General features: G+C 72.7%; 23 protein-coding genes. 16 read left to right on the forward strand and 7 right to left on the reverse strand.

What is annotated here, in order from left to right; all coding sequences use genetic code 11:
• Positions 1-163 precede the first annotated feature (163 nt).
• Both AMK29_RS14545 and AMK29_RS14550 read right to left on the reverse strand, forming a co-directional pair.
• Positions 164-1,813 carry an ABC-F family ATP-binding cassette domain-containing protein gene (locus AMK29_RS14545; protein WP_073812698.1) on the reverse strand — a complete coding sequence of 550 codons (1,650 nt, stop codon included), beginning with the start codon at positions 1,811-1,813 and terminating at the stop codon, positions 164-166.
• 258 nt (positions 1,814-2,071) lie between these two features.
• Positions 2,072-2,488: an SsgA family sporulation/cell division regulator gene (locus AMK29_RS14550; RefSeq protein WP_073812701.1), complete on the reverse strand. Its 417-nt coding sequence runs from the start codon at positions 2,486-2,488 to the stop codon at positions 2,072-2,074.
• Positions 2,489-2,868: 380 nt separating this feature from the next.
• On the opposite strand from AMK29_RS14550, the gene AMK29_RS14555 reads away from it, so the two are divergent.
• Complete coding sequence (locus AMK29_RS14555) at positions 2,869-3,996, forward strand: WD40/YVTN/BNR-like repeat-containing protein (RefSeq protein ID WP_398851211.1); 1,128 nt, start codon at positions 2,869-2,871, stop codon at positions 3,994-3,996.
• A gap of 46 nt (positions 3,997-4,042) precedes the next feature.
• Here the strand turns inward: AMK29_RS14555 and AMK29_RS14560 are convergent, their stop codons facing one another.
• A complete protein-coding gene (locus AMK29_RS14560; RefSeq protein WP_073812704.1) occupies positions 4,043-4,342 on the reverse strand; it encodes a YciI family protein in 300 nt (99 codons plus the stop codon).
• Positions 4,343-4,411: 69 nt separating this feature from the next.
• Between AMK29_RS14560 and AMK29_RS14565 the strand changes: the two genes are divergently transcribed.
• From AMK29_RS14565 to AMK29_RS14575, 4 genes are all read left to right on the forward strand, one after another.
• Positions 4,412-5,107: an endonuclease V gene (locus tag AMK29_RS14565; RefSeq protein ID WP_073813793.1), complete on the forward strand. Its 696-nt coding sequence runs from the start codon at positions 4,412-4,414 to the stop codon at positions 5,105-5,107.
• Between the two features lie 62 nt (positions 5,108-5,169).
• Positions 5,170-5,457, forward strand: a complete 288-nt coding sequence (locus AMK29_RS14570) for a hypothetical protein (protein WP_073813795.1) — start codon at positions 5,170-5,172, stop codon at positions 5,455-5,457.
• 49 nt (positions 5,458-5,506) lie between these two features.
• A complete protein-coding gene (mmpA, locus tag AMK29_RS37630) occupies positions 5,507-5,641 on the forward strand; it encodes a morphogenic membrane protein MmpA (protein WP_260461826.1) in 135 nt (44 codons plus the stop codon).
• The gene (locus tag AMK29_RS14575) at positions 5,638-6,024 is read left to right on the forward strand and encodes a VOC family protein (RefSeq protein WP_073812706.1); all 387 of its coding nucleotides are present in this window, start codon (positions 5,638-5,640) and stop codon (positions 6,022-6,024) included. Before mmpA ends, AMK29_RS14575 begins: the two co-directional genes overlap by 4 nt.
• A 104-nt stretch (positions 6,025-6,128) precedes the next feature.
• On the opposite strand, the gene AMK29_RS14580 is transcribed toward AMK29_RS14575, so the two are convergent.
• On the reverse strand, positions 6,129-7,439 hold the full coding sequence (locus tag AMK29_RS14580; RefSeq protein WP_079196889.1) for a saccharopine dehydrogenase NADP-binding domain-containing protein: 1,311 nt from the start codon (positions 7,437-7,439) through the stop codon (positions 6,129-6,131).
• Between the two features lie 205 nt (positions 7,440-7,644).
• Here AMK29_RS14580 and AMK29_RS14585 point away from each other — a divergent pair, with 205 nt between their 5' ends.
• From AMK29_RS14585 to AMK29_RS14600, 4 genes are read left to right on the forward strand one after another with little or no spacing between them, the layout of a single operon-like run.
• Positions 7,645-8,802: a CaiB/BaiF CoA transferase family protein gene (locus tag AMK29_RS14585; RefSeq protein WP_073812711.1), complete on the forward strand. Its 1,158-nt coding sequence runs from the start codon at positions 7,645-7,647 to the stop codon at positions 8,800-8,802.
• Positions 8,799-9,941 carry an acyl-CoA dehydrogenase family protein gene (locus AMK29_RS14590; RefSeq protein WP_073812714.1) on the forward strand — a complete coding sequence of 381 codons (1,143 nt, stop codon included), beginning with the start codon at positions 8,799-8,801 and terminating at the stop codon, positions 9,939-9,941. The genes AMK29_RS14585 and AMK29_RS14590 overlap by 4 nt, the downstream gene beginning before the upstream one ends.
• A gap of 59 nt (positions 9,942-10,000) precedes the next feature.
• Positions 10,001-11,215, forward strand: coding sequence for an acetyl-CoA C-acetyltransferase (locus AMK29_RS14595; protein WP_073812717.1), 1,215 nt, complete (start codon positions 10,001-10,003; stop codon positions 11,213-11,215).
• 39 nt (positions 11,216-11,254) lie between these two features.
• Entirely contained in the window at positions 11,255-13,429 is a 2,175-nt protein-coding gene (locus AMK29_RS14600) for a 3-hydroxyacyl-CoA dehydrogenase NAD-binding domain-containing protein (RefSeq protein ID WP_073812719.1), read from the forward strand.
• Here AMK29_RS14600 and AMK29_RS14605 read toward each other — a convergent pair.
• Positions 13,416-14,189 (reverse strand): MerR family transcriptional regulator, encoded by a 774-nt coding sequence (locus AMK29_RS14605; RefSeq protein ID WP_073813797.1) that lies wholly within the window; start codon positions 14,187-14,189, stop codon positions 13,416-13,418. The genes AMK29_RS14600 and AMK29_RS14605 overlap by 14 nt on opposite strands.
• Before the next feature lie 202 nt (positions 14,190-14,391).
• On the opposite strand from AMK29_RS14605, the gene AMK29_RS14610 reads away from it, so the two are divergent.
• The 4 genes from AMK29_RS14610 (at position 14,392) to AMK29_RS14625 (ending at position 16,828) form a co-directional block, all read left to right on the forward strand.
• Positions 14,392-15,189: a thymidylate synthase gene (locus AMK29_RS14610; RefSeq protein WP_073813799.1), complete on the forward strand. Its 798-nt coding sequence runs from the start codon at positions 14,392-14,394 to the stop codon at positions 15,187-15,189.
• Positions 15,186-15,692: a dihydrofolate reductase gene (locus AMK29_RS14615; protein ID WP_073812722.1), complete on the forward strand. Its 507-nt coding sequence runs from the start codon at positions 15,186-15,188 to the stop codon at positions 15,690-15,692. Before AMK29_RS14610 ends, AMK29_RS14615 begins: the two co-directional genes overlap by 4 nt.
• A 76-nt stretch (positions 15,693-15,768) precedes the next feature.
• A complete protein-coding gene (locus AMK29_RS14620; RefSeq protein ID WP_073813801.1) occupies positions 15,769-16,251 on the forward strand; it encodes a macro domain-containing protein in 483 nt (160 codons plus the stop codon).
• A 94-nt stretch (positions 16,252-16,345) separates the two neighbouring features.
• Positions 16,346-16,828, forward strand: coding sequence for a hypothetical protein (locus tag AMK29_RS14625; protein WP_073813803.1), 483 nt, complete (start codon positions 16,346-16,348; stop codon positions 16,826-16,828).
• Between the two features lie 25 nt (positions 16,829-16,853).
• Here AMK29_RS14625 and sph read toward each other — a convergent pair whose 3' ends face one another.
• A complete protein-coding gene (sph, locus tag AMK29_RS14630) occupies positions 16,854-17,888 on the reverse strand; it encodes a sphingomyelin phosphodiesterase (RefSeq protein WP_073812724.1) in 1,035 nt (344 codons plus the stop codon).
• A gap of 125 nt (positions 17,889-18,013) precedes the next feature.
• On the opposite strand from sph, the gene AMK29_RS14635 reads away from it, so the two are divergent.
• Positions 18,014-18,502 carry a F0F1 ATP synthase subunit B family protein gene (locus AMK29_RS14635; RefSeq protein WP_073812727.1) on the forward strand — a complete coding sequence of 163 codons (489 nt, stop codon included), beginning with the start codon at positions 18,014-18,016 and terminating at the stop codon, positions 18,500-18,502.
• A 94-nt stretch (positions 18,503-18,596) separates the two neighbouring features.
• Complete coding sequence (locus AMK29_RS14640) at positions 18,597-19,469, forward strand: oxygenase MpaB family protein (RefSeq protein ID WP_073812729.1); 873 nt, start codon at positions 18,597-18,599, stop codon at positions 19,467-19,469.
• Positions 19,470-19,617: 148 nt separating this feature from the next.
• Here the strand turns inward: AMK29_RS14640 and AMK29_RS14645 are convergent, their stop codons facing one another.
• Positions 19,618-21,171, reverse strand: coding sequence for a M1 family metallopeptidase (locus AMK29_RS14645; protein ID WP_073812731.1), 1,554 nt, complete (start codon positions 21,169-21,171; stop codon positions 19,618-19,620).
• A gap of 225 nt (positions 21,172-21,396) precedes the next feature.
• Between AMK29_RS14645 and AMK29_RS37045 the strand changes: the two genes are divergently transcribed.
• A partial coding sequence (locus AMK29_RS37045; RefSeq protein WP_443334065.1) for a CocE/NonD family hydrolase occupies positions 21,397-22,029 on the forward strand: 633 nt, incomplete at its 3' end.
• Position 22,030 lies beyond the last annotated feature (1 nt).

Here is a 22,030-nt window from a genome sequence, read left to right on the forward strand (position 1 = left end):
CCGATTACGTTCCGTTATGCCCGCTGCTCGGGTGGGGGGACGGAGACGCAGGTCACGTCCTGTGCGACACCCCGGCACTCTCCGTTTCGCTACACAGCGCAGATGCCCGACGGCTCGGTGTGGTGCCCGGCGGCGTCGGCCCCCGGGCGTTGGCACCGCACCTCTACCGCCCCTGGACCACGCCCGCCGTCCCCCGCACCTCCTCCTCCGTCGTCGACCGCAGCTCACCGTCGAGCAGCAGCCAGCGGGTGATCCCGAGCGACTCCAGGAACGTCACGTCGTGGCTCGCCACGATCAGCGCGCCCTCGTACGCGTCGAGGGCCGCCGTCAGCTTCCGTACCGAAGCCATGTCCAGGTTGTTGGTCGGCTCGTCCAGCATCAGCAGCTGCGGAGCCGGCTCCGCGAGGAGCAGCGCCGCGAGCGTCGCCCGGAACCGCTCCCCGCCCGACAGGGTGCCCACGGGCTGATCCGCCCGCGCCCCCCGGAACAGGAACCGTGCCAGCCGGGCCCTGATCGCGTTCCCCGTCGCCGTGGGCGCGAACCGGGCCACGTTCTCCGCCACGCTCAGCCCGTCGTCGAGGACGTCGAGCCGCTGCGGCAGGAAGCGGAGCGGCACCCGTGCCTCCACCTCGCCCGACAGTGGCCCCAGCTCCCCGGCGATCGTCCGGAGCAGGGTCGTCTTCCCGGCGCCGTTCCGGCCGACCAGCGCGATCCGCTCCGGGCCGCGCAGCTCGAACTCGCCGTGCACCCGGGCCCCGTACAGCAGTTCCAGATCCCGCAGGAGCAGCACCTCGCGGCCCGGCGGCACCGAGGTGCGCGGCAGCTCGACCCGGATCTCGTCGTCCTCCCGCACCGCCTCCACGGCCGCGTCGAGCCGCTCCCGGGCCTCCGAGAGCCGCTCCGTGTGCAGCGCGCGGTGCTTGCCGGCCGAGACCTGCGCCTCGCTCTTCCGGTTGTTCGCGACGATCTTCGGCACGACCTTGTTCTCGAAGCTCTTCTGCGCGTACCGCCTGCGACGGGCCAGTTTCTGCTGCGAGTCCATCAGTTCCCGCTTCTGGCGCTGCACATCGGCCTCGGCTACCCGCACCATCCGCTCCGCCGCCTCCTGTTCGGCCGCGAGTGCCTCCTCGTAGGCGGACCAGGCGCCGCCGTACCAGGTGACGGCGCCGTCCCGCAGATCGGCGATCTGGTCGACGCGCTCCAGGAGTTCACGGTCGTGGCTGACCACGACCAGGACCCCGGACCAGCGCTCCACCGCCTCGTACAGCCGCGCCCGGGCATGCCGGTCGAGGTTGTTCGTCGGCTCGTCGAGCAGCAGGACGTCGGGCCGGGCGAGCAGCAGCGCGGCGAGGCGCAGCAGGACGGACTCGCCGCCCGAGACCTCGCCGACGGTGCGGTCGAGACCGACGCCGTCGAGCCCGAGCTGGTCGAGGGTGGCGCGGGCCCGCTCCTCCACGTCCCAGTCGTCGGCCAGGGTGGTGAAGTGCTCCTCCGCCGGGTCCCCCGACTCGATGGCGTGCAGGGCCGTCCGCTTCGCGGCGATGCCCAGGATCTCGTCCACCCTGCGTGAGGTGTCCAGGACCAGGTTCTGCGGGAGGTAGCCGAGTTCGCCGGTGACCCGGACGGTGCCGGACGCCGGGGTCAGCTCACCCGCGATCAGCTTCAGGAGCGTGGACTTGCCGGAGCCGTTGAGTCCGACGAGCCCCGTACGGCCGGGGCCGACCGTGAGGCGGAAGTCGTCGAGGACCTCGGTGCCGTCCGGCCAGGAGAAGGAGACGGAGGTACAGGTGATGAACGTGGGGTGATGCGCCATGGGGGCCTCCCGGGTGCGCGAGCGCGAGCGTGACTGGATGCGACGCGTGGAGACACCGGGGCGCGGGCGGTAGAAGTACGGCTCGTACGCCGAGGTAGAGAACGGCACACGCGGCACAGGGGGCACGCGCGGCACGGTGTCTCAAGCCTCAGACGAGCAACGTCCTTCTCCGATCAGACGACGACTAGGTCGACACCGACCGTACGCATCGGCGCGGGAGGGCGGCAACCGATTTACGGGGGTGGGCCTCGGACCTCGTCACGGGTGCCCGTGCAGCAGCTTCGCCAGGTCCTCGTCCCAGTCCAGGTAGCGGTGCTCGCGGCCCGTCGGCACCAGGTGCTGCGAGCGCTCCAGGAAGCGGCGCAGCTCCGAGGTCCGCACATGGACCATGGCCACCCCCTCGGGGGCGTGGAACTCGACCACCGTGCGGTCGTACCCGTACGGACGCAGACGTACGTCGCCGTCCCCGGCCGGGCGCTCGACGCCCTGGACCAGCAGCTCGCGCGCGAAGGCCCAGGAGACCTCGACGCCCTCGAGGGTCGCGCGCGGCGGGAAGGCCATGGTCACCGCGTACGGGTCCTCACGGTCGTACCGCAGGGTGGCGGGGACCGTCTCCATCCGCGGAGTGGATGCGACCATTCGTGCCTCAACGGCTTGTTCGATGACGGCGGACAAGACCGGCTCCTCTCACGCGGGCTTCGGATCCTGTGCGTCTCCCCGACACCGGGGCACCTGACACCTGGCAAGACGAGCGAGGCGGCCGGAACGTGCACTCGGGACCCACGTGAGTTGCGTCACCGACCCGGCGGGTTCGAGCCCGTCACGGAGAGGAGTCGCAGGTCGACGCGGTGGGGGTACGCCGGCGGCGGGTTCGGCGGACGCCTCGGCGCGGGCGGAGTACGGCTGAATCCCCGAGGCCCGGCGGCCGTGCGGTGTCGCCCGCGGGGAGCTATCGGCGCGGCGCGAAGGTGACGCGGTCGCCGCCGGCCCCGGGCAACTCGCCCTGGGAAAGGCGCCCTGGACGCGGGCGGCCCGGGGTACTAGCTTCCGGCGCCATGACGTCCATGGGAAAGACGAGACGAATGATGTCGGTGGGGCTCGTCGGGGCGGCGCTCGCGCTGACCCTGACCTCCCCGGCGCGCGCCGGGGAGACCCCCGCGGCCGCGAGCGACGGCCGGACGGCGACGACCGAACGGCTCACGACAGGCTGGCAGTTGACGCAGACCGGGACCGAAGCCCGCTTCCGCGGCCTCGCGCCGGTCGACCGCAGGACCGCCTGGGCGGCCGGCTCCCGGGGCACGGTGCTGCGCACCACCGACGGCGGCAGAAGCTGGCGAAACGTCTCGCCACCCGGTGCGGCCGAGCTGGAACTCCGTGATGTGGAGGCCTTCGACGCCCGCCGGGCCGTCGTCCTCGCCATCGGGGAGGGCGAGGCCTCGCGGGTGCTGCGCACCGAGGACGGCGGAGCCACCTGGACCGAGTCCTTCCGCAACACCGATCCGCGCGCGTTCTACGACTGCATGACGTTCTTCGACCGCCGCCACGGACTCGCCATGAGCGACCCCGTCGACGGGAAGTACCGCATCCTCTCCACCCGCGACGGCGGCCGGTCCTGGGAGGTGCTGCCGAGCGCCGGGATGCCGGACGCGCTCCCCGGCGAGGCGGGCTTCGCGGCGAGCGGCCAGTGCCTGGTGTCGGCCGGGCCCCGGGACGTGTGGCTGGCGACGGGCGGCGGGGCCACCGCGCGCGTGCTCCACTCCGCCGACCGGGGGCTGACCTGGACCGCGACCGTCTCCCCCGTCCCGGCCGGGGACCCCGCCCGTGGCGTCTTCGGGCTCGCCTTCCGCGACCGCGCGCACGGCATCGCCGTCGGCGGCGACTACCGCAAGGACCAGCCGTCCCCGCGGGCCGCCGCGGTCACCCGTGACGGCGGCCGCACCTGGCGCGCCTCGGCCACGCCTCCGCCCGCGTACCGCTCCGGCGTCGCCTGGCTGCCGCACAGCCGCAGCGCGGCACTCGCCGTCGGCCCGACCGGCACGGACCTGACCACCGACGGCGGCCGCACGTGGCGCACGATCGACACCGGCTCGTACGACACGGTGTCCTGCACCCCCGACGGCTCCTGCTGGGCCTCGGGCGAGAAGGGCCGGATCGCGGTGGCGACCCGCCCGGGCAGGTCCTAGGAGGAGTCCGGGAGCAGCGCCTTCCGTCCGCAGAGCCGGACGCCCCCTAGGAGGGCAGCCGCTCCCGGTACGCGGCGAGGTCATCGGCCGTCTTGGTCGCGTAGAACTCCGTGATCCGGTACGCGCACACGCCCTCGACGCTGAAGGGGTCGGCCGCGACGATCTTCTCGATCTCCGCGCGGTCGACCCCGGCGGCCAGGATCACCCCGCCGTCACGGGGGTTCTTGCGCCCCGAGGCGACGATCACGCCCGCGGCGTACTGCGCGTCGAGCCACTCGATGTGCGCGTCGAGCAGCGCGTCGACCCGTTCGACGGGCGCGGTGTAGGTCAATTCCAGTACGAACATGATCGCCAGGCTACCCGGTGCCCTCCGGCGGGAGGCCGGTCCACGGGCGCGCATAGGGTGGCCCGCATCATGACGATCATCGAGATTCCGGCGGGCTGGCCCGCCGACGAGAGCGCCGCCCGAGCCGTCCAGCAGGAGCTGCGGGGACGCCTCGTGCGCGACGAGGAGGGGCCCGCGGCCGGCGAAGGGCATGTCACGGGGCTCGACGTGGCCTACGACGACGAGCGCGATCTCGTCGCCGCGGCGGCCGTCGTCCTCGACGCGCGGACCCACCAGGTGGTGGAGGAGGCCACCGCGGTCGGCCGGGTCTCGTTCCCGTACGTCCCCGGACTCCTCGCCTTCCGCGAGATCCCGACCGTCCTCGCCGCGCTCGACCGCCTCTCCGCCGACCCCGGCCTCCTCGTCTGCGACGGCTACGGCCTCGCCCACCCCCGCCGCTTCGGGCTCGCCAGCCACCTCGGCGTGCTCACCGGCAGGCCTTCCATCGGCGTCGCGAAGAACCCCTTCACCTTCACGTACGACCAACCCGGCACGGCACGCGGCGAGTTCGCCCCGCTGCTCGCCGACGGCGAGGAGGTGGGGCGTGCCCTGCGCACCCAGGCCGGGGTGAAGCCGGTGTTCGTCTCCGTCGGCCACCGCGTCTCCCTCGCCAACGCCTGCGCCCACACCCTCCACCTCACCCCGCGCTTCCGCCAACCCGAGACCACCCGCCTCGCCGACTCCCTCTGCCGCCGCGCCCTGAAGGAGGCGCTGGGGGAGGAGTGAGCTGCGCGGGCGCCTCACCCCTCGGGCTGGCCGGCGACGGTGAGGGGCAGCACACTGAGCGCATGCGCTATGAGACGAGGACCGAGAGAGCCAGGCTCCGGGCCGTGCAGGCCCTCATCACGCTGGCCGCCCTCGTCGCCTCGCCCGTTCTGCTGCTGGCAGGAGCGCCGATCCGGCGCCGCTACCTGCGCCACATCTCCCGCGACGGGGCCCCGCTCCTCGTCGACAAGCCGCGGGGCTGGGTCAGCGTCCACTACTTCGTGGTCATGCACCCTCTTCTCGACGCGCTCTGCCGGCCCACCGAGTGGCTCGCCCGCCTCTTCGCACGCCGAGGTTCGACGACAAGCTGAGTACCTGTACGGATACCGGGCCGTGTGTCCGCCCGGCAGAGTGAGGTCCATGACTTCACCCCTCCCCGTTCCGTCGCGCTCCGCCGGGCGCGGCCTCGACCTCGTCCTCGCCGGTGCCGGTCTCGTCGCGCTGGCCTGGGTCTGCGCCATGCTGTACGTCGTCGCCGCCTGGGTCCTCGCGTGATCGGGCGGCTGCGGTGCCTCGTTCTCGACTGTCCGGACGCCCGGGAACTCGCCGAGTTCTACCGGCAGTTGATCGGAGGCGAGGTGCAGGGATCCGATCCGCGGTGGGCCGTCGGCGAGGGTTCCGCCGTGCTGCGCGGCGACGCCGGACAGACCCTCGCCTTCCAGAGCGTGGCGGACCACCGCCCGCCGGTCTGGGGAGCGCCCGAGCAGCAGTTCCACCTCGACGTGCGGGTCGACGACCTGGAGGCCGCGCACAGGGCCGTCCTCGCGATCGGGGCCGTACCGCTCGGCGGGGGAGGGGTCGACGCCGGGGGCGGCGAGCCGGCCTGGCGTGTCTACGCCGACCCGGCCGGCCACCCGTTCCGCCTCGTGCGGCCCTGACCTCCCACGTACCGCCGACGCGCGTCCCGTGCGGCTCGATCCGCACGCGCCCGCCCCCGCGCGGCCCTGATCCCTCCCGTACCCGCCCGTCCGTGTGGCTCCGCTCAGCTCCGGTGCGCCACCCGGAAGCGGATGCCCGCCGCACGGAGCCGGGTGGTGAGGGCGTCGCCCATCGCCGCCGCCGTCGTCACCTGGCCCGCCGTCTTCGGGAGCGGGTCGAAGGCCAGGCAGAGGGCCGACTCGGCGAGCATCTTGGCCGTCTCGTCGTACCCCGGGTCGCCGCCCGACACCTCGGTGAAGACCCGGCGTCCGCCGCCCTCGCCGACGAAGCGCACCGTGAACCAGCTACGGGCCCGGCGCTCCTCGGACGGACCCTGACCCGCTTGGTAACGGCCCATCAGCCAGCTCCGCACCGGAGGCAGTTGGGCCGCCGCCACGCCCGCGCCGACGGCCGCCGCGCCCCCGAGCGCCATCGGGAGCGTCTTCACGGAGGCGTAGTGCCGGTAGCGGAAGTCCGGCCCGTACCGTTCCAGGGCCGCGGCCGACCGCGCCACCACCTGCGGGTCGAGCGTCGGCAGCGGCAGCGCCCACGTCCCGGTCTCCCTGCTGAAGCGCGGTCCGCCCAGCGGGGCGCGTGCCCGGCGTGTCACCGACCGCGGTTCGTGCAGGCGGCGTTCGCGCGCCGCCCGCAGGATCTCCCGGCCCCGGCCGAACGCGGTCAGCGCGGACGCGAACGTGCCGCCGGAGAAGGTCGCCCCGGCCCGGACGAAGCCGTCGACCCGGAGCGGTACGCCCTCAGGGAGCTGCTGGACGGTGAAGTACACGCCCAGGTCGTGCGGGACGGAGTCGAAGCCGCAGGCGTGCACGATCCGGGCGCCGGTCTCCCGGGCGCGCGCGTCGTGCCGGACGTAGGTCAGGTCGACGAACTCGGCCTCGCCGGTGAGGTCCACACAGTCCGTGCCGGCCTCCGCGCAGGCGGCGACCAGCCCGTCGCCGTACCAGACGTACGGGCCGACGGTGGTGGCCACCACCCGGGTGGACTCGGCGAGTTCGCGCAGCGAGCGGGGGTCGGTGGCGTCGGCGACGACGAGCGGCAGCCCGGCGCAGTGCGGCCACCGGGCGGCGAGCCGGTCGCGCAGCGCGATGAGCCCGTCCCGGTTGCGGCCCGCGAGCGCCCAGCGGCACTCCGCGGGGGCGTGCTCGGCCAGGTACGCGGCGGTGAGCTCGCCCACGAACCCGGTCGCCCCGAACAGGACCACGTCGTACGGCCTGCCCCCGCGCTCGGCTCCGGTCCCGGCGGCCTGGGTCAAGGCCTCGGCACCCGACGCCCGCGCCCCGTCCGCCGGCGGCGCAGGCCGCCCCGGCCCCGAACCCGCTTCGTCCTCACGTCCCACGCCCGCCGCCCCTGTCTCCATCCAGCCCCTCATTTCGGCCGTACCGCGCCGCCGCGCGCGGTTGTCGTCGTCGGCGGAGGATAGCGGGTCCCGCGCCAGGTCCGGCCCGCGCCCCGGGCGCCGTAATTTCCAAGCGCTTGCTCGGCCGGGGGGCTTGTGCCGAGTGGAACACGTTCCTAGCATCTCCGGTGTTACATCATTGGTGTCACACAGGCCTGGGGGCTGGATGAGCACGACACACACCACCGCGACCGGCCCGCTCGCCGGGGTACGCGTGGTCGAACTCGCCGGCATCGGCCCCGGCCCCTTCGCCGCCATGCTCCTCGCCGACCTGGGGGCCGACGTCGTCCGCGTCGACCGCCCCGGCGGCCCCGGTCTCGGCATCGACCCGGCCCGCGACCTCACCAACCGCAACAAGCGCTCGGTCCTCGTCGACCTCAAGGCCGACGTGGGCCCGGCCACCGTCCTGGACCTCGTCGAGCGGGCCGACATTCTCATCGAGGGCTACCGGCCCGGGGTCGCCGAGCGCCTCGGCGTGGGCCCCGACGACTGCCTCGCCCGCAATCCGCGGCTCGTCTACGGGCGGATGACCGGCTGGGGCCAGGACGGGCCCCTCGCCGCCGCCGCGGGCCACGACATCGGCTACATCGCGATCACCGGCGCGCTCGGCATGATCGGCCCCGACCCCGAAGGACCGCCCACCGTCCCGGCCAACCTCGTCGGCGACTACGCGGGCGGCTCCCTCTACCTCGTCATCGGCGTCCTCGCCGCGCTCCAGCACGCCCGCGCGCACGGCGAGGGCCAGGTCGTGGACGCCGCCATCGTCGACGGCACCGCACACCTCACCACCATGATCCACGGCATGCTCGCGGCCGGCGGCTGGCAGGACCGGCGGGGCGTCAACCTCCTCGACGGCGGCTGCCCCTTCTACGGCGTGTACGAGACCTCCGACGGCGGTCACATGGCGGTCGGCGCGCTGGAGGAGCGGTTCTACGCGGAGTTCGTCCGCCTCCTCGGCGTCGAGGACGTGGCACCCGCACGCCGCGACCTCGCCCGCTGGCCCGAGCTGCGGGAGGCCGTCGCCCGCCGTTTCCGGAGCCGTACCCGCGAGGAGTGGACGGCCGTCTTCGACGGCAGTGACGCCTGCGTCGCGCCCGTCCTCTCGCTGCGCGAGGCCCCGGCCCATCCGCACCTCGCCGCCCGCGCCACCTTCTCCGAGCGCGACGGGATCGCCCAGCCCGCCCCCGCGCCCCGTTTCTCCGTCACCCCCGGCACCCTGCGTACGGGCCCCGCCCTGCCCGGTGCCGACACCGCGGCCGTGGCCCGTGACTGGGCCGTCCCCGCGCTCGACGGACCGCAGCAGACCCAGGAGACCGAAGCATGAAGCGTCAGCTCTACACCGCCGACCACGAGGCCTTCCGGGCGACGGTCCGCACCTTCCTCGAGAAGGAGGTGCTCCCGCACTACGAGCGGTGGGAGAAGGACGGCGTCGTCTCCCGCGAGGTCTGGCTCGCCGCCGGACGGCAGGGCCTGCTCGGGCTCGCCGTCGACGAGGAGTACGGAGGCGGCGGCACCCCCGACTTCCGCTACGGCGCCGTCCTCGCCGAGGAGTTCACCCGGGCCGGCGCCCCGGGGCTCGCCATCGGGCTGCACAACGACATCATCGGCCCCTACCTCACCTCGCTCGGCACCGAGGAGCAGAAGCGGCGCTGGCTGCCCGGCTTCTGCTCCGGCGAGCTGATCACCGCCATCGCCATGACGGAACCCGGCGCCGGCTCGGACCTCCAGGGGATCCGTACGACCGCGGAGGACCACGGCGACCACTGGGTCCTCAACGGCTCCAAGACCTTCATCTCCAACGGCATCCTCGCCGACCTCGTGATCGTCGTCGCCCGCACCACCCCGGAGGGGGGCGCGCACGGCCTCTCCCTCCTCGTCGTCGAGCGCGGAGCCGAGGGCTTCGAGCGCGGCCGGAACCTGGACAAGATCGGCCAGAAGTCCCAGGACACCGCCGAACTGTTCTTCGAGGACGTCCGCGTCCCCAAGGAGAACCTGCTCGGCGAGCTCAACGGCGCCTTCCTCCACCTCATGACCAACCTCGCGCAGGAGCGGCTCGCCATCGCCGTCGCGGGCATCGCCGGCGCCGAGCACCTCCTGGAGATCACCACCCGGTACGTCAAGGAGCGGGAGGCCTTCGGCCGGCCCCTCGCCCGGCTCCAGCACATCCGCTTCGAGATCGCGGAGATGGCCACCGAGTGCGCCGTCACCCGGACCTTCGTCGACCGCTGCATCACCGAGCACACCGAGGGGGGACTCGACGCCGTCCACGCCTCCATGGCCAAGTGGTGGGCCACCGAACTCCAGAAGCGGGTCGCCGACCGGTGCCTGCAACTGCACGGCGGATACGGCTACATGAGCGAATTCCCGGTCGCCCGCGCCTACACCGACGGCCGGATCCAGACCATCTACGGCGGCACCACCGAGATCATGAAGGAGATCATCGGCCGTTCGCTCCTCGGCTGACCTCCCCCTCGACCTCCCCGCGGAACCTCCCCACCCTCAACCCTCGCGAAAGGCTTTCCGTGAGCACCGAAGCGTACGTGTACGACGCGATCCGCACCCCGCGCGGACGCGGCAAGGCCAACGGCTCCCTGCACGGCACCAAGCCCATCGACCTGGTCGTCGGCCTCATCCGGGAGATCCAGTCCCGCAACCCCGACCTCGACCCCGCCGCGATCGACGACATCGTCCTCGGCGTCGTCGGCCCGGTCGGCGACCAGGGCTCCGACATCGCCCGCATCGCCGCCATCGCCGCCGGGCTCCCCGACACCGTGGCCGGCGTCCAGGAGAACCGCTTCTGTGCCTCCGGCCTCGAAGCGGTCAACATGGCCGCGATGAAGGTCCGCTCCGGCTGGGAGGACCTCGTCCTCGCCGGCGGCGTCGAGTCCATGTCCCGCGTGCCGATGGCCTCCGACGGCGGCGCCTGGTTCTCCGACCCGATGACGAACCTCGACACCAACTTCGTCCCGCAGGGCATCGGCGCCGACCTCATCGCCACCATCGAGGGCTTCACCCGCCGCGACGTCGACGAGTACGCCGAACTCTCCCAGGAGCGGGCCGCCACCGCCTGGAAGGACGGGCGCTTCGCCCGCTCCGTCGTCCCGGTCCTCGACCGCAGCGGACTCGTCGTCCTCGACCACGACGAGCACCTGCGCCCCGGCACCACCGCCGACTCCCTCGCCCGGCTCAAGCCCTCCTTCGCCGACATCGGCGAGCTCGGCGGCTTCGACGCCGTGGCGCTGCAGAAGTACCACTGGGTCGAGGAGATCGACCACGTCCACCACGCCGGCAACTCCTCCGGCATCGTCGACGGCGCCTCCCTCGTCGCCATCGGCTCGAAGGAGGTCGGTGAGCGGTACGGGCTGACGCCGCGCGCCCGGATCGTCTCGGCCGCGGTCTCCGGATCCGAGCCGACCATCATGCTCACCGGCCCCGCCCCGGCGACCCGCAAGGCACTCGCCAAGGCCGGCCTCACGATCGACGACATCGACCTGATCGAGATCAACGAGGCCTTCGCGGCCGTCGTCCTGCGCTTCGTGAAGGACATGGGGATCTCCCTGGACAAGGTCAACGTCAACGGCGGAGCCATCGCGCTCGGCCACCCGCTCGGCGCCACCGGCGCGATGATCCTCGGCACCCTCGTCGACGAGCTGGAGCGGCAGGACAAGCGCTACGGCCTCGCCACCCTCTGCGTGGGCGGCGGCATGGGCATCGCCACCGTCGTCGAGCGCGTCTGACCGTCCCGTCCGAACCCCTCAAACGGAGAAGCATCAGTCATGAGCGAGAGCACCACCATCCGCTGGGAGCAGGACGCGACCGGGATCGTCACCCTCGTCCTGGACGACCCCGACCAGTCCGCCAACACCATGAACCAGGCCTTCCGGGCCTCGGTCATCGCCGTCGCCGACCGCGTGGAGGCCGAGAAGGACTCCATCCGCGGCATCATCTACACCTCCGCCAAGAAGACCTTCTTCGCCGGCGGCGACCTCAAGGACATGGTCCAGGCGGGCCCCGAGCACGCCCAGGACATCTTCGACGCGGCCATCGAGATGAAGAAGGCGCTGCGCCGCATCGAGACCCTCGGCAAGCCGGTCGTCGCCGCGATCAACGGCGCCGCGCTCGGCGGCGGCTACGAGATCGCGCTCGCCTCCCACCACCGCGTGGCGCTCGACGCCCCCGGCTCCAAGATCGGCCTGCCCGAGGTCACCCTCGGCCTGCTGCCGGGCGGCGGCGGCGTCGCCCGCACCGTACGCCTCATGGGCATCACGGACGCCCTGCTCAAGGTGCTGCTCCAGGGCACCCAGTACACCCCGAAGCGCGCCCTGGAGAACGGCCTCGTCGACGCCGTGGCCGCCACCCCCGAGGAGATGATGGCCAAGGCCATCGCCTTCATCGACGCGCACCCCGAGTCCCGGCAGCCCTGGGACGTGCCCGGCCACAGGATCCCCGGCGGCACGCCGTCGAACCCGAAGTTCGCCGCCAACCTGCCCGCCTTCCCGGCCAACCTCCGCAAGCAGCTCGGCGGCGCGCCCTACCCGGCGCCGCGCGCCATCATGGCCGCCGCCGTCGAGGGCTCCCAGGTCGACTTCGAGACCGCGCTCACCATCGAGTCCCGCTACTTCACCGAGCTGGTCGTCGGCCGGACCGCGAAGAACATGATCCAGGCCTTCTTCTTCGACCTCCAGGCCGTGAACTCGGGCGCGAGCCGTCCGAAGGACATCGCGCGGAGCCAGGTCCGCAAGGTCGCCGTCCTCGGCGCCGGCATGATGGGCGCCGGCATCGCGTACTCCTGCGCCCGCGCCGGCATCGAGGTCGTCCTCAAGGACGTCTCCGCCGAGTCCGCCGCCAAGGGCAAGGCCTACTCCGAGGCGCTCTGCGCCAAGGCCGTCTCCCGCGGCCGCACCACCCAGGACAAGGCCGACGCGCTCCTGGCCCGGATCACCCCGACCGCCGAGGTCCGCGACCTGGCGGGCTGCGACGCCGTCATCGAGGCCGTCTTCGAGGACACCGCGCTCAAGCACAAGGTCTTCCAGGAGATCCAGGCCGTCGTCGCCCCCGACGCGCTGCTCTGCTCCAACACCTCCACCCTGCCGATCTCCGTCCTCGCGGAGGGCGTGGAGCGCCAGGCCGACTTCATCGGCCTGCACTTCTTCTCGCCCGTCGACAAGATGCCGCTCGTCGAGATCATCAAGGGCGAGCGGACCGGCGACGAGGCCCTCGCCCGCGCGTTCGACCTCGTCCGGCAGATCAACAAGACGCCGATCGTCGTCAACGACTCGCGCGGCTTCTTCACCTCCCGGGTGATCGGCCACTTCATCAACGAGGGCGTCGCCATGCTCGGCGAGGGAATCGAGCCCGCCTCGATCGAGCAGGCCGCGGCCCAGGCCGGCTACCCCGCCAAGGTCCTCTCCCTGATGGACGAGCTGACCCTGACCCTGCCCCGCAAGATCCGCAACGAGACCAGGCGGGCGGTCGAGGAGGCCGGCGGCACCTGGACCAGCCACCCCGGCGAGGCCGTGATCGACCGCATGGTCGACGAGTTCGGCCGCCCCGGCCGCAGCGGCGGCGCCGGCTTCTACGAGTACGGGGAGGACGGCAGGCGCGGCAGGCTCTGGCCCGGCCTGCGCGAGCACTTCACCAAGCCCGGACACGAGATCCCGTTCCGCGACATGCAGGAGCGGATGCTCTTCGCCGAGGCCCTGGACACCGTCCGGCTCCTGGAGGAGGGCGTCCTGACCTCGGTCGCCGACGCCAACATCGGCTCCATCATGGGCATCGGCTTCCCGGCCTGGACCGGCGGCGTCCTGCAGTACATCAACGGCTACGAGGGCGGTGCCGCCGGCTTCGTGACCCGCGCCCGCGAGCTGGCGGCCACCTACGGGGAGCGGTTCGAGCCCCCGGCCCTGCTGGTGGAGAAGGCGGACCGGGGCGAGGTCTTCACCGACTCCTGAACGCGGCCCTCAGCTCCTCGCTCAGCGAGCGCTGGAAGGCGGTGACGAGGGCCTGGACCACCATCGGCTGCATGTGCGCCGAGAGCGACTTCATCGCGGTCAGGTGGTCCGGGTCCTCACCGCTCTCCCGGTACGGGTTCCACACCTGCTCCTGGAAGAGCCGCGAGAGTTCCTGTGCGGCGGCGCGGGCGTGCTCCAGGAGCACGGTCCGGGAGGCGAGGATCGTCTCGTGCTCGATCGGCACGTCGAGGAGCTCCACGCCGAGCCTCAGGAGCGCGCCGTCGAGCCGGAAGGCGTCGGGGTCGTCGGTCCGGTCGAGGACGCCCATCGCGGCCAGCCGCCCGACGTCCTGCTCCGTCAGCGGCCGCCCGGCGCGCCGCTCCAGATCGCGCCGGGTGATGACCTCGGCCGACTCGGGCGCCCAGGAGGCCACCAGGGCCCGGTGGATGGCGAGGTCCTGGGCACTGAGGTCGGGCGGCAGCTGTTCCACGTACCGCTCGATCGCCGCCAGCGTCATGCCCTGCCGCTGGAGCTCCTCGATGAGCGCGAGCCGCGACAGGTGCCCCGGCCCGTAGTGCCCGACCCGCCGTGCCCCGATCACGGGCGGCGGCAGCAGCCCCCGGGTCCCGTAGAACCGCACGGTCCGCACGGTGACCCCGGCCCGCGCGGCCAGCTCGTCGACGGTGTAGCTCGGCACGTCACCAGCCGGCACGTCGCCACCGGGAACGTCCGGGCCGTCCGGCGTGTCGCCACCCGTCATGTCACCGCCCGGCGCGTCGTCACCCAGCACGTCCCCACGGGGCACCTCCCCCTCGCCGCTCCCGACGCCCATCCGAGGTGCCCTCACTTCCCTGCCGGTCGACCCGCCGGTCCGGGTCACTTGAACAGTATTGCTGTCTCACCACCGCTGTAAAAGAGTGCGCGTGCGGGACATCACCGGGCCCGCAGTAGACTCGACCTCCGTGGCGGATACACAGTACGAAGACCTGTTGCGACTGGTGCTCACCTCCGGGACGGCCAAGGCCGACCGGACCGGGACCGGCACCCGAAGTGTCTTCGGGCACCAGCTCCGCTATGACCTCTCGCAGGGGTTCCCGCTGGTGACCACCAAGAAGGTGCACCTCAAGTCGATCGTGTACGAGCTGCTGTGGTTCCTCCGCGGCGACTCGAACGTCGGCTGGCTCCAGGAGCACGGCGTCAGCATCTGGAACGAGTGGGCGGACGCGAACGGCGAGCTCGGCCCGGTCTACGGCGTCCAGTGGCGCTCCTGGCCCACGCCCGACGGCCGGCACATCGACCAGATCAGCCAGGTCCTCGACACCCTGCGCGACGACCCGGACTCCCGGCGGATGATCGTCTCCGCCTGGAACGTCTCCGAGCTGGACCGGATGGCGCTCGCCCCGTGCCACGCCTTCTTCCAGTTCTACGTCGCCGACGGCAGGCTCTCCTGCCAGCTGTACCAGCGCAGCGCCGACCTGTTCCTCGGCGTCCCCTTCAACATCGCGAGCTACGCCCTGCTCACCCACATGGTGGCGCAGCAGACGGGCCTGGAACCGGGCGACTTCATCTGGACCGGCGGCGACTGCCACATCTACGACAACCACGTGGAGCAGGTCACCGAGCAGCTCACGCGCACCCCGTTCGACTTCCCGGAGCTGCGCCTCCACAAGGTGGACTCGCTCTTCGACTACGCCTACGCCGACGTGGAGGTCGTGGACTACCGCCACCACCCGGCGATCAAGGCCCCGGTCGCCGTATGAACGTCGGACTGATCTGGGCGCAGACGCCCGAGGGCGTGATCGGCGCGGGCAACGCGATCCCGTGGCGCCTTCCCGAGGACATGGCGCACTTCAAGGCGACCACCCTCGGCCACCCGGTGATCATGGGGCGCAAGACCTGGGACTCGCTGCCCGCGCGTTTCCGCCCGCTGTCCGGCCGGCGCAACATCGTGGTCACGCGCGATCCGCGCTGGACGGCCGAGGGCGCGGAGCGCGCCGGCTCCGTCGAAGCGGCCCTCAGCCTCGCGGGCGAGTCGGCCGAGCCGGCCGAGACGGCCATGACGTGGGTGATCGGCGGTGGCGAGATCTACCGCGCCGCCCTGCCCCACGCCGGAACGCTCTCGGTGACGGAGGTGGACGCCCCGGTCACCGGCGACACCTACGCACCCGTTCTCGACCCGGCCTGGCAGCTCACCGACGACACCGGCTGGCAGCTCTCCACCACGAGCCTCCGCTACCGCGTCCGCCGCTACACCCGCGCCTGAACCACCCCCCGCCCTGGGCCGGTCGGGCGCGACCGCCGGAACCGCGCTGTCAGTGGCGGCGCGTAGCGTGATCACCATGACCGGCATCACGTATGTCCAGGGGGACGCCACCTCGCCGCGGGGCAAGGGCGTCAAGATCATCGCCCATGTCTGCAACGACCTCGGTGGCTGGGGCAAGGGCTTCGTCCTGGCCGTCTCCCGCCGCTGGAGCGGGCCGGAGGCGGCGTACCGCAGGTGGCACCGCGAGCGGGCGGGGAACGACTTCGGCCTCGGCGCCGCCCAGTTCGTGCAGGTCGAGCCGTACGTCTGGGTGGCCAACCTGGTGGGGCAGCGGGGGACGCGCACCGGGCGCAGCAGCGGTGTGCCCGTGCGGTACGAGGCGATCGACGCCGCTCTCGGGCTGCTCGCCGACCGTGCGGTCGAGCTCGGCGCCTCGGTCCACATGCCGCGCATCGGCTGCGGGCTCGCGGGCGGCTCCTGGGCGCGGGTCGAGCCGCTGGTCGACCGGCGGCTGGTGGAGCGGGGGATACCGGTCACCGTGTACGACTTCGGCGCGTAAGGGGCGAGGGGCCGGGGTGTGGTGGGGCGTCCGGCGTCCGGCGGCTAGAGTCGGCGGCTGTCCGGACCAGGGGCATGGGGAGCAGGGGATGCAGATGTACGCGCAACTCAGGGAGACGGCCGACGAGTTGGCCGGCGTCCTGTGGCGGGAGCACACCGTCTACCGGGAGCGGGGCGGTGGTGTGGTGATACGGGGCGAGCACGTGCGGCGCTGGATCAGCCTCGGGCCGACCGGGGGCAAGGACCAGGCCCTGCTGCGGGCGGGGCGGCTCCTCGACGGCGGGACCACCGCGCCGGCCCGGACCGAGGTGGTCGTGGACCTGACGGCGGGGACGGCGGAGCTGGCGGCGGTCTGCCGGGGCCTCCTCGCCGAGGTCGCCGCGGTCGCCGAACCGGCTCCCGCCGCGACGCGAAGGTCCCGGCCTTCCGGGAAGCAGCGGAAGCCGGGCCGGGCGGCCCGCGCCGCCCGGCCCGGCAAGGGGCGGCACACGAGCCTGGGTTCCTTCGTCGTGCTGCTCTGTGTCGCCGGGGTCCTCGGCGCCTGGCTCTACAGTCTCTTCGGCGGACCCGGGTACTGAGCCGGGCCCGCCGCCGGTCGTCGGGTCAGAACCCGACGACCGGGTAGTGGTCGGAGAGGTTGGTGTACGTGTACCGCGTGCCCCAGCTGGAGACGGTCCACGGGGCGCTCTGCTCCAGGATCACGTGGTTGGTCCAGCCGGCGGGGCGGGCGTTCCCGGCGCGGAAGAGGACGTAGTCGAGGTCCTCGCGCGGGTCGTCCGGGTAGCGCTCGGAGGCGATCGAGTTCAGGTCGGTGTCGAAGGAGTACGGGTGGCCGGTGCGGGCGTCGGCGCCCGCCAGGCCCGCGTCGGCGAGCATCGTGCCGTACTCGGGCGTGTGCGAGTCGACGTTCATGTCACCGGCGACGATCACCTGCTCGTTCGCCGGGATGTTCTTGGCGTCGAGGAAGGCGTCGATCGCCTTGAACTGGCGGCTGCGCATCTGCGCCGCCTCGCCCGCCGAGCAGCCCGGGTCGGTGGACTGGGCGTGGGTGCCGACGACGTGGACCTTGCTGCCGTTCACGTCCAGCACGGCGTACGCGAAGCCCTTGTTCGACCACCAGTCGGCGCCGCAGGCGTCCTTGTAGACGTGCTGCTCCTTGCGGATGATCGGCCACTTGCTGAGGATCGTCACCCCGCCGTCCTCGGGGGTGGTCGAGGAGTACGCCCCGCCGGTGGCGTCCCAGCCGCTCTTGCTGCGGCCCACGACCGGGGTCTGGTGCGGGTAGCGGTCGGCGGCGTTCGCCTTGAGCGCGTCCGAGGCGCCGTTGTCGAAGGCCTCCTGGAGGACGACGACGTCCTGCCCCTGGAAGAAGGAGGCGGCGGGGATCGCCGCGGCCCGGTGGTCCTGTCCCCAGTTCGGGTAGAGGCTCTTGGAGAAGAGGAACGCGTTGTACGAGAGCACCTTCAGCCGCGGGGCCTCGGCGGCCGTGGTGGGGGCCGCGGTCGCGCCCGGTGCGGTCGCCGCCAGCGTGGCGGCGGCGAGGGCGAGCGAGAGAGCGGCGCCGGGGGCGCGGCGGAGTGCGGCGAACGACACGTGAACTCCCAGAAGAGGGTGGGGGGTTGACCTTGCGCCGCACATACAATCAGCCGTGGTTACCTTCCGGTAGCCTTTGGGTGCCGGGAATCTTGCCGGGCCCGCACAAGCGCGCCAACTCTCCTGCGGCTGTCTGATTTGTGGTGTTTTTGTCCAGGTAGAATGCGCGCATGACCCTCGCGAGCAACTCACAGATCTTCAACATGGACCTCGGTCCGCTCAACCCCGTCCTGGCCGAGCTCATCCTCGGCGCGGTTCTGTTCGGGCTCACCTTCCTCCTCCTTGCGAAGGGCATCCTGCCCAAGATCCGTCGCACCCTCGACGCCCGCGAGGACGCCATCGAGGGCGGCACCGACCGCGCCGACGGCCTGCGCGCCGAGGCCACGCAGATCCGTGAGCAGTACGAGGCCGAGCTCGCCGAGGCCCGCCACGACGCCGCCCGCATCCGCTCCAAGGCCGTCGAGGAGGGTTCCGTCGCCATCGCCGCCGCCCGCGCCGAGGGCAGCGCCGAGCGCGACGCGATCCTCGCCGCCGGTGCCGAGAAGATCGCCGCCGAGCGCGCCGCCGCCGAGCGCGAGCTCACCGCCGACGTCGACGCCTGGGCCCACGCCCTCGCCGCCCGCATCGTCGGCGAGCCGGTCGGCGCCGACCGCGCCTGACCCGTACACCCCGGAAGGGGCCGTCACCAGGGTGCACAGGGCCCGGGTGACGGCCCCTTCGTCGTGGGTCAGCCTTGAGGGTGAGGAGAGCCCCATGGACCACGTAAGCCCCACCGGTCCCACCGACCCGGCGCCGCCGCCCGTCGGTGGGGTGCTGTGGAGCGTCGCCGGCGACATCCGGGCGCTCCTGATGCTGCCCGCCGCCCTCACCATGCAGGTCGCGCACCCGGCGATCGGCGCCGGCGTGGACGCGCACTCCGTCTTCCGCACCGACCCCTGGGGCCGCGGCGAGCGGTCCCTGCGCTCGCTCCAGCTGTGGATCTACGGCGGCGAGGACGCCGCCCGCGAGGGGCGCCGACTGCGGGAGCTGCACCGCACGATCCAGGGCACCGACGCCCACGGACGCCGCTACCACGCCCTCACCCCCGCCTACTACGCCTGGGTCCACGCGACCGGCTTCCCCGTCTACACCTGGGGACTCCGTCTCCTCGCCCGTCCCCTCACCGAGGCGCAGGAACGGCAGCTGTACCGGGAGTGGCTCCAGGTCGGCCGGATCCTCGGCATCCACGACCGTGACATGCCGCAGACGATCGAGGAGTTCTGGCCGTACTACCGGAAGGTGCTGGCGGACGAGCTGGAGGCGACCGTCGTCGTCCGGGAACTGCTCGACCCCGACCAGCCGGTGCCCGCCCCTGACCGCGGCCCGCTGCCGCTGAGGCTCGCCCTCCGACTGCTCTGGCCCGTCCTGCGCCGCCCCTTCCTGCGGCTGCGGGCCTTCCTCACCGTCGGCCTGATGCCACCGGACGCCCGGGAGGCCATCGGCCTCGAGTGGACCGACCAGCAGGAGCGCGCCCTGCGCTGCCTCGCCCGGGTCGTCCGGGCCGTGGTGCCCGTGCTGCCGGAGCGGCTGCGTTATCTGCCCCTGGCCCGCCGAGCACGCGAGGCCGCCCGCCGCGCATCGCGCTGACGGACGGCCGGTGACCGGGGGCCCCGGGTGACGGGGCCCCCGGTCACCGGCCGGGCACCTCAGCCGTGTGACCGGGGGCTCGGGACGACCGGGTGACGGGGGTCGGATGGCCGTGGGCCGTCACCGGTCGACGGTGGCTCCCCATCGATCAGTGGGCGTGGTGCTCCCCGGTCTCGTGGATCGTGTTCGTCGCCGCGATCTTCTTCCACGACTTGGGCTGCGCCGGCTTCGCGCGCTCCGTCGCCGGCCGTCCCGCCGTCGGAGCGGCCGCCCGCGCGGCCGGGGCGGACAGGCCGGCCGCGGCCGCCGTCGACGCGGAGGGCTTCGACGGCTGGTACAGCCAGGTGTCGAAGAGCCCGGCCAGCGGCTTGCCGGAGACCCGCTCCGCGTACCGCACGAAGTCCGACACCCGCGCGTTGCCATAGGCGAACTCCGCCGGCCAGCCCTTCAGGATCGCGAAGAAGTCCTCGTCGCCGATCTCGTTGCGCAGCGCCTGGAGCGCCAGCGCGCCCCGGTCGTAGACGGCGATGTGGAACTGGTTCTCCGCCCCCGGGTCGCCCGGCTTCACCGTCCAGAACGGGTCCTCGGCCGTCCGCGTGGCGTACACGTAGTCCGCGAGCTCCTGTGCCGTGCCCTCGCCCTCCTTCTCCGACCACAGCCACTGGCTGTAGCGGGCGAAGCCCTCGTTGACCCAGATGTCCTTCCAGTCACGGACGGACACGCTGTCGCCGTACCACTGGTGCGCCAGCTCGTGGACGACCACCGACACGTTCGCGCCGTTGGCGAACTGCCGCGGGCTGTAGAACGGGCGGGTCTGCGTCTCCAGGGCGTACCCGCTGGTGACGTTCGGCACGTACCCGCCGAGGGAGTTGAAGGGGTACGGCCCGAAGACCCCCTCCAGCCACTCCGCCACCTCGGTCGTGCGCTCGATCGAGGCGCGCGCGGCACCGTCGTTGTCGCCGAGGTCCTTGCTGTACGCGTTGAGGACCGGCAGCCCGTTCGCCGTCCTGTCCGTCGTGATGTCGAACCTGCCGACCGCCAGCGTGGCCAGGTACGTCGCCTGCGGCTTGTTCGAGCGCCAGTTGAAGCGGGTCCAGCCGAGTCGCGAGGACTGCGACTGCAGCACGCCGTTGCTGATGGCCTGGTGCCCGTCCGGCACCGAGACGGACACGTCGAAGGTGGCCTTGTCGAGCGGGTGGTCGTTGGACGGGAACCACCAGACGGCCGAATCCGGCTCCTGCGCGGCGACGCCGCCGTCCGGCGTACGGGCCCAGGCCGACCAGCCGTCGATCTTCACCTCGGAGGGCTTGCCCGCGTAGCGGACGACGACCGAGATCGCCTTGTTCCGCTCCAGCGGTACGGCCGGGGTGACTTCCAGCTCGTGCGCGCCCGAGGCGGTGAACTTCGCGACGCGGCCGTTGACCCTGACCTCACTGACCTTGAGGCCGAGGTCGAGGTTGAACCGGGACAGGTTCTGCTTCGTCGTGGCGAGAATCGTCGCCGTGCCCTCCAGCAGGTCCGTGGCGGGCTGGTACGTCAGGCGCAGGTCGTAGTGGGAGACGTCGTAGCCGCCGTTGCCACTGGTGGGGTAGTAGGAGTCGCCGATGCCCGGCGCCCCCGGCGCGAAGTCCGCCGCCGATGCCGGGATCGCCAGCAGCAGGGCGGCCGCGAGGGCGCTCGGAACGATGATTCTGCGGTGCACAGGTGCTCCCCAAGTCATAAGAAACGTAAGACGCGCGGGTGGGCGTCGGTCCTTAGTCCGGACACTATTCAGCTCCCCGACGCACCGTCACGTCCAGAGGACCCCCTGTCACACGATTGCTATTCGGCCGACATGAACCCCTGCGTCTCCGGGATCACCCCGAATCACCCCTGATTCCCTGCGGCACTCTTTTGTACGGGAGTTGACCGGGGTACGTTCCCGCCCATGCCGATGCGAACGCGGAGAACCCGCGGAGCCCGACTGCCGTACGGAGCCCTCGTGGCCGCGGCCACCGCCGCCCTGCTCGCGACCCTGGTCACGCCCGCCGGCGCGCGGCCCGAGCCGTCCCCCTCGTCCTCCGCCTCCTCCGTGCGGGAGTCCCGGCCCGTCCACTCGTACGCCGACGCCATACGCGAGTCCGTCTGGGTCGACACCGGACTCGACGGCGACGGCGACGGGCGCGCGGACCGGGTCGCCGTCGACATCGTGCGCCCCCGGGAGCCCGCGGCGGCCGGCCGGAAGATCCCGGTCATCATGGACGCCAGCCCCTACTACGCCTGCTGCGGACGCGGCAACGAGGGACAGAAGAAGACCTACGACGCCGACGGCGACCCCGTCCTGTTCCCGCTCTTCTACGACAACTTCTTCGTCCCCCGCGGGTACGCGTACGTCGCCGTCGACCTGGCCGGCACCAGCCGCTCCGACGGCTGCGACGACGTCGGCGGGCGCTCCGACGTCCAGTCGGCCAAGGCGGTCGTCGACTGGCTGGGCGGCCGGGCCCGCGGCTACACCTCCCGTACGGGCGACACCCGGGCCCGCGCCACCACCTGGAGCACCGGGAACGTCGGCATGATCGGCN

The sequence above is a fragment of the Streptomyces sp. CB02261 genome, assembly GCF_001905665.1.
GTDB lineage: Bacteria > Actinomycetota > Actinomycetes > Streptomycetales > Streptomycetaceae > Streptomyces.

Excerpts from the sequence above, each read along its gene's own strand:
- mmpA (WP_260461826.1), top strand. The coding sequence starts at position 5,507 with ATGACTTCACCCCTCCCCGTTCCGTCGCGCTCCGCCGGGCGCGGCCTC.
- AMK29_RS14640 (WP_073812729.1), top strand. The coding sequence starts at position 18,597 with ATGGACCACGTAAGCCCCACCGGTCCCACCGACCCGGCGCCGCCGCCC.
- AMK29_RS14545 (WP_073812698.1), bottom strand. The coding sequence starts at position 1,813 with ATGGCGCATCACCCCACGTTCATCACCTGTACCTCCGTCTCCTTCTCC.
- AMK29_RS14590 (WP_073812714.1), top strand. The coding sequence starts at position 8,799 with ATGAAGCGTCAGCTCTACACCGCCGACCACGAGGCCTTCCGGGCGACG.
- AMK29_RS14615 (WP_073812722.1), top strand. The coding sequence starts at position 15,186 with ATGAACGTCGGACTGATCTGGGCGCAGACGCCCGAGGGCGTGATCGGC.
- AMK29_RS14570 (WP_073813795.1), top strand. The coding sequence starts at position 5,170 with ATGCGCTATGAGACGAGGACCGAGAGAGCCAGGCTCCGGGCCGTGCAG.
- AMK29_RS14635 (WP_073812727.1), top strand. The coding sequence starts at position 18,014 with ATGACCCTCGCGAGCAACTCACAGATCTTCAACATGGACCTCGGTCCG.
- AMK29_RS14555 (WP_398851211.1), top strand. The coding sequence starts at position 2,869 with ATGACGTCCATGGGAAAGACGAGACGAATGATGTCGGTGGGGCTCGTC.
- AMK29_RS14600 (WP_073812719.1), top strand. The coding sequence starts at position 11,255 with ATGAGCGAGAGCACCACCATCCGCTGGGAGCAGGACGCGACCGGGATC.
- AMK29_RS14585 (WP_073812711.1), top strand. The coding sequence starts at position 7,645 with ATGAGCACGACACACACCACCGCGACCGGCCCGCTCGCCGGGGTACGC.
- AMK29_RS14580 (WP_079196889.1), bottom strand. The coding sequence starts at position 7,439 with ATGGAGACAGGGGCGGCGGGCGTGGGACGTGAGGACGAAGCGGGTTCG.
- AMK29_RS14620 (WP_073813801.1), top strand. The coding sequence starts at position 15,769 with ATGACCGGCATCACGTATGTCCAGGGGGACGCCACCTCGCCGCGGGGC.
- AMK29_RS14565 (WP_073813793.1), top strand. The coding sequence starts at position 4,412 with ATGACGATCATCGAGATTCCGGCGGGCTGGCCCGCCGACGAGAGCGCC.
- AMK29_RS14560 (WP_073812704.1), bottom strand. The coding sequence starts at position 4,342 with ATGTTCGTACTGGAATTGACCTACACCGCGCCCGTCGAACGGGTCGAC.
- sph (WP_073812724.1), bottom strand. The coding sequence starts at position 17,888 with ATGTGCGGCGCAAGGTCAACCCCCCACCCTCTTCTGGGAGTTCACGTG.
- AMK29_RS14605 (WP_073813797.1), bottom strand. The coding sequence starts at position 14,189 with ATGACGGGTGGCGACACGCCGGACGGCCCGGACGTTCCCGGTGGCGAC.
- AMK29_RS14625 (WP_073813803.1), top strand. The coding sequence starts at position 16,346 with ATGTACGCGCAACTCAGGGAGACGGCCGACGAGTTGGCCGGCGTCCTG.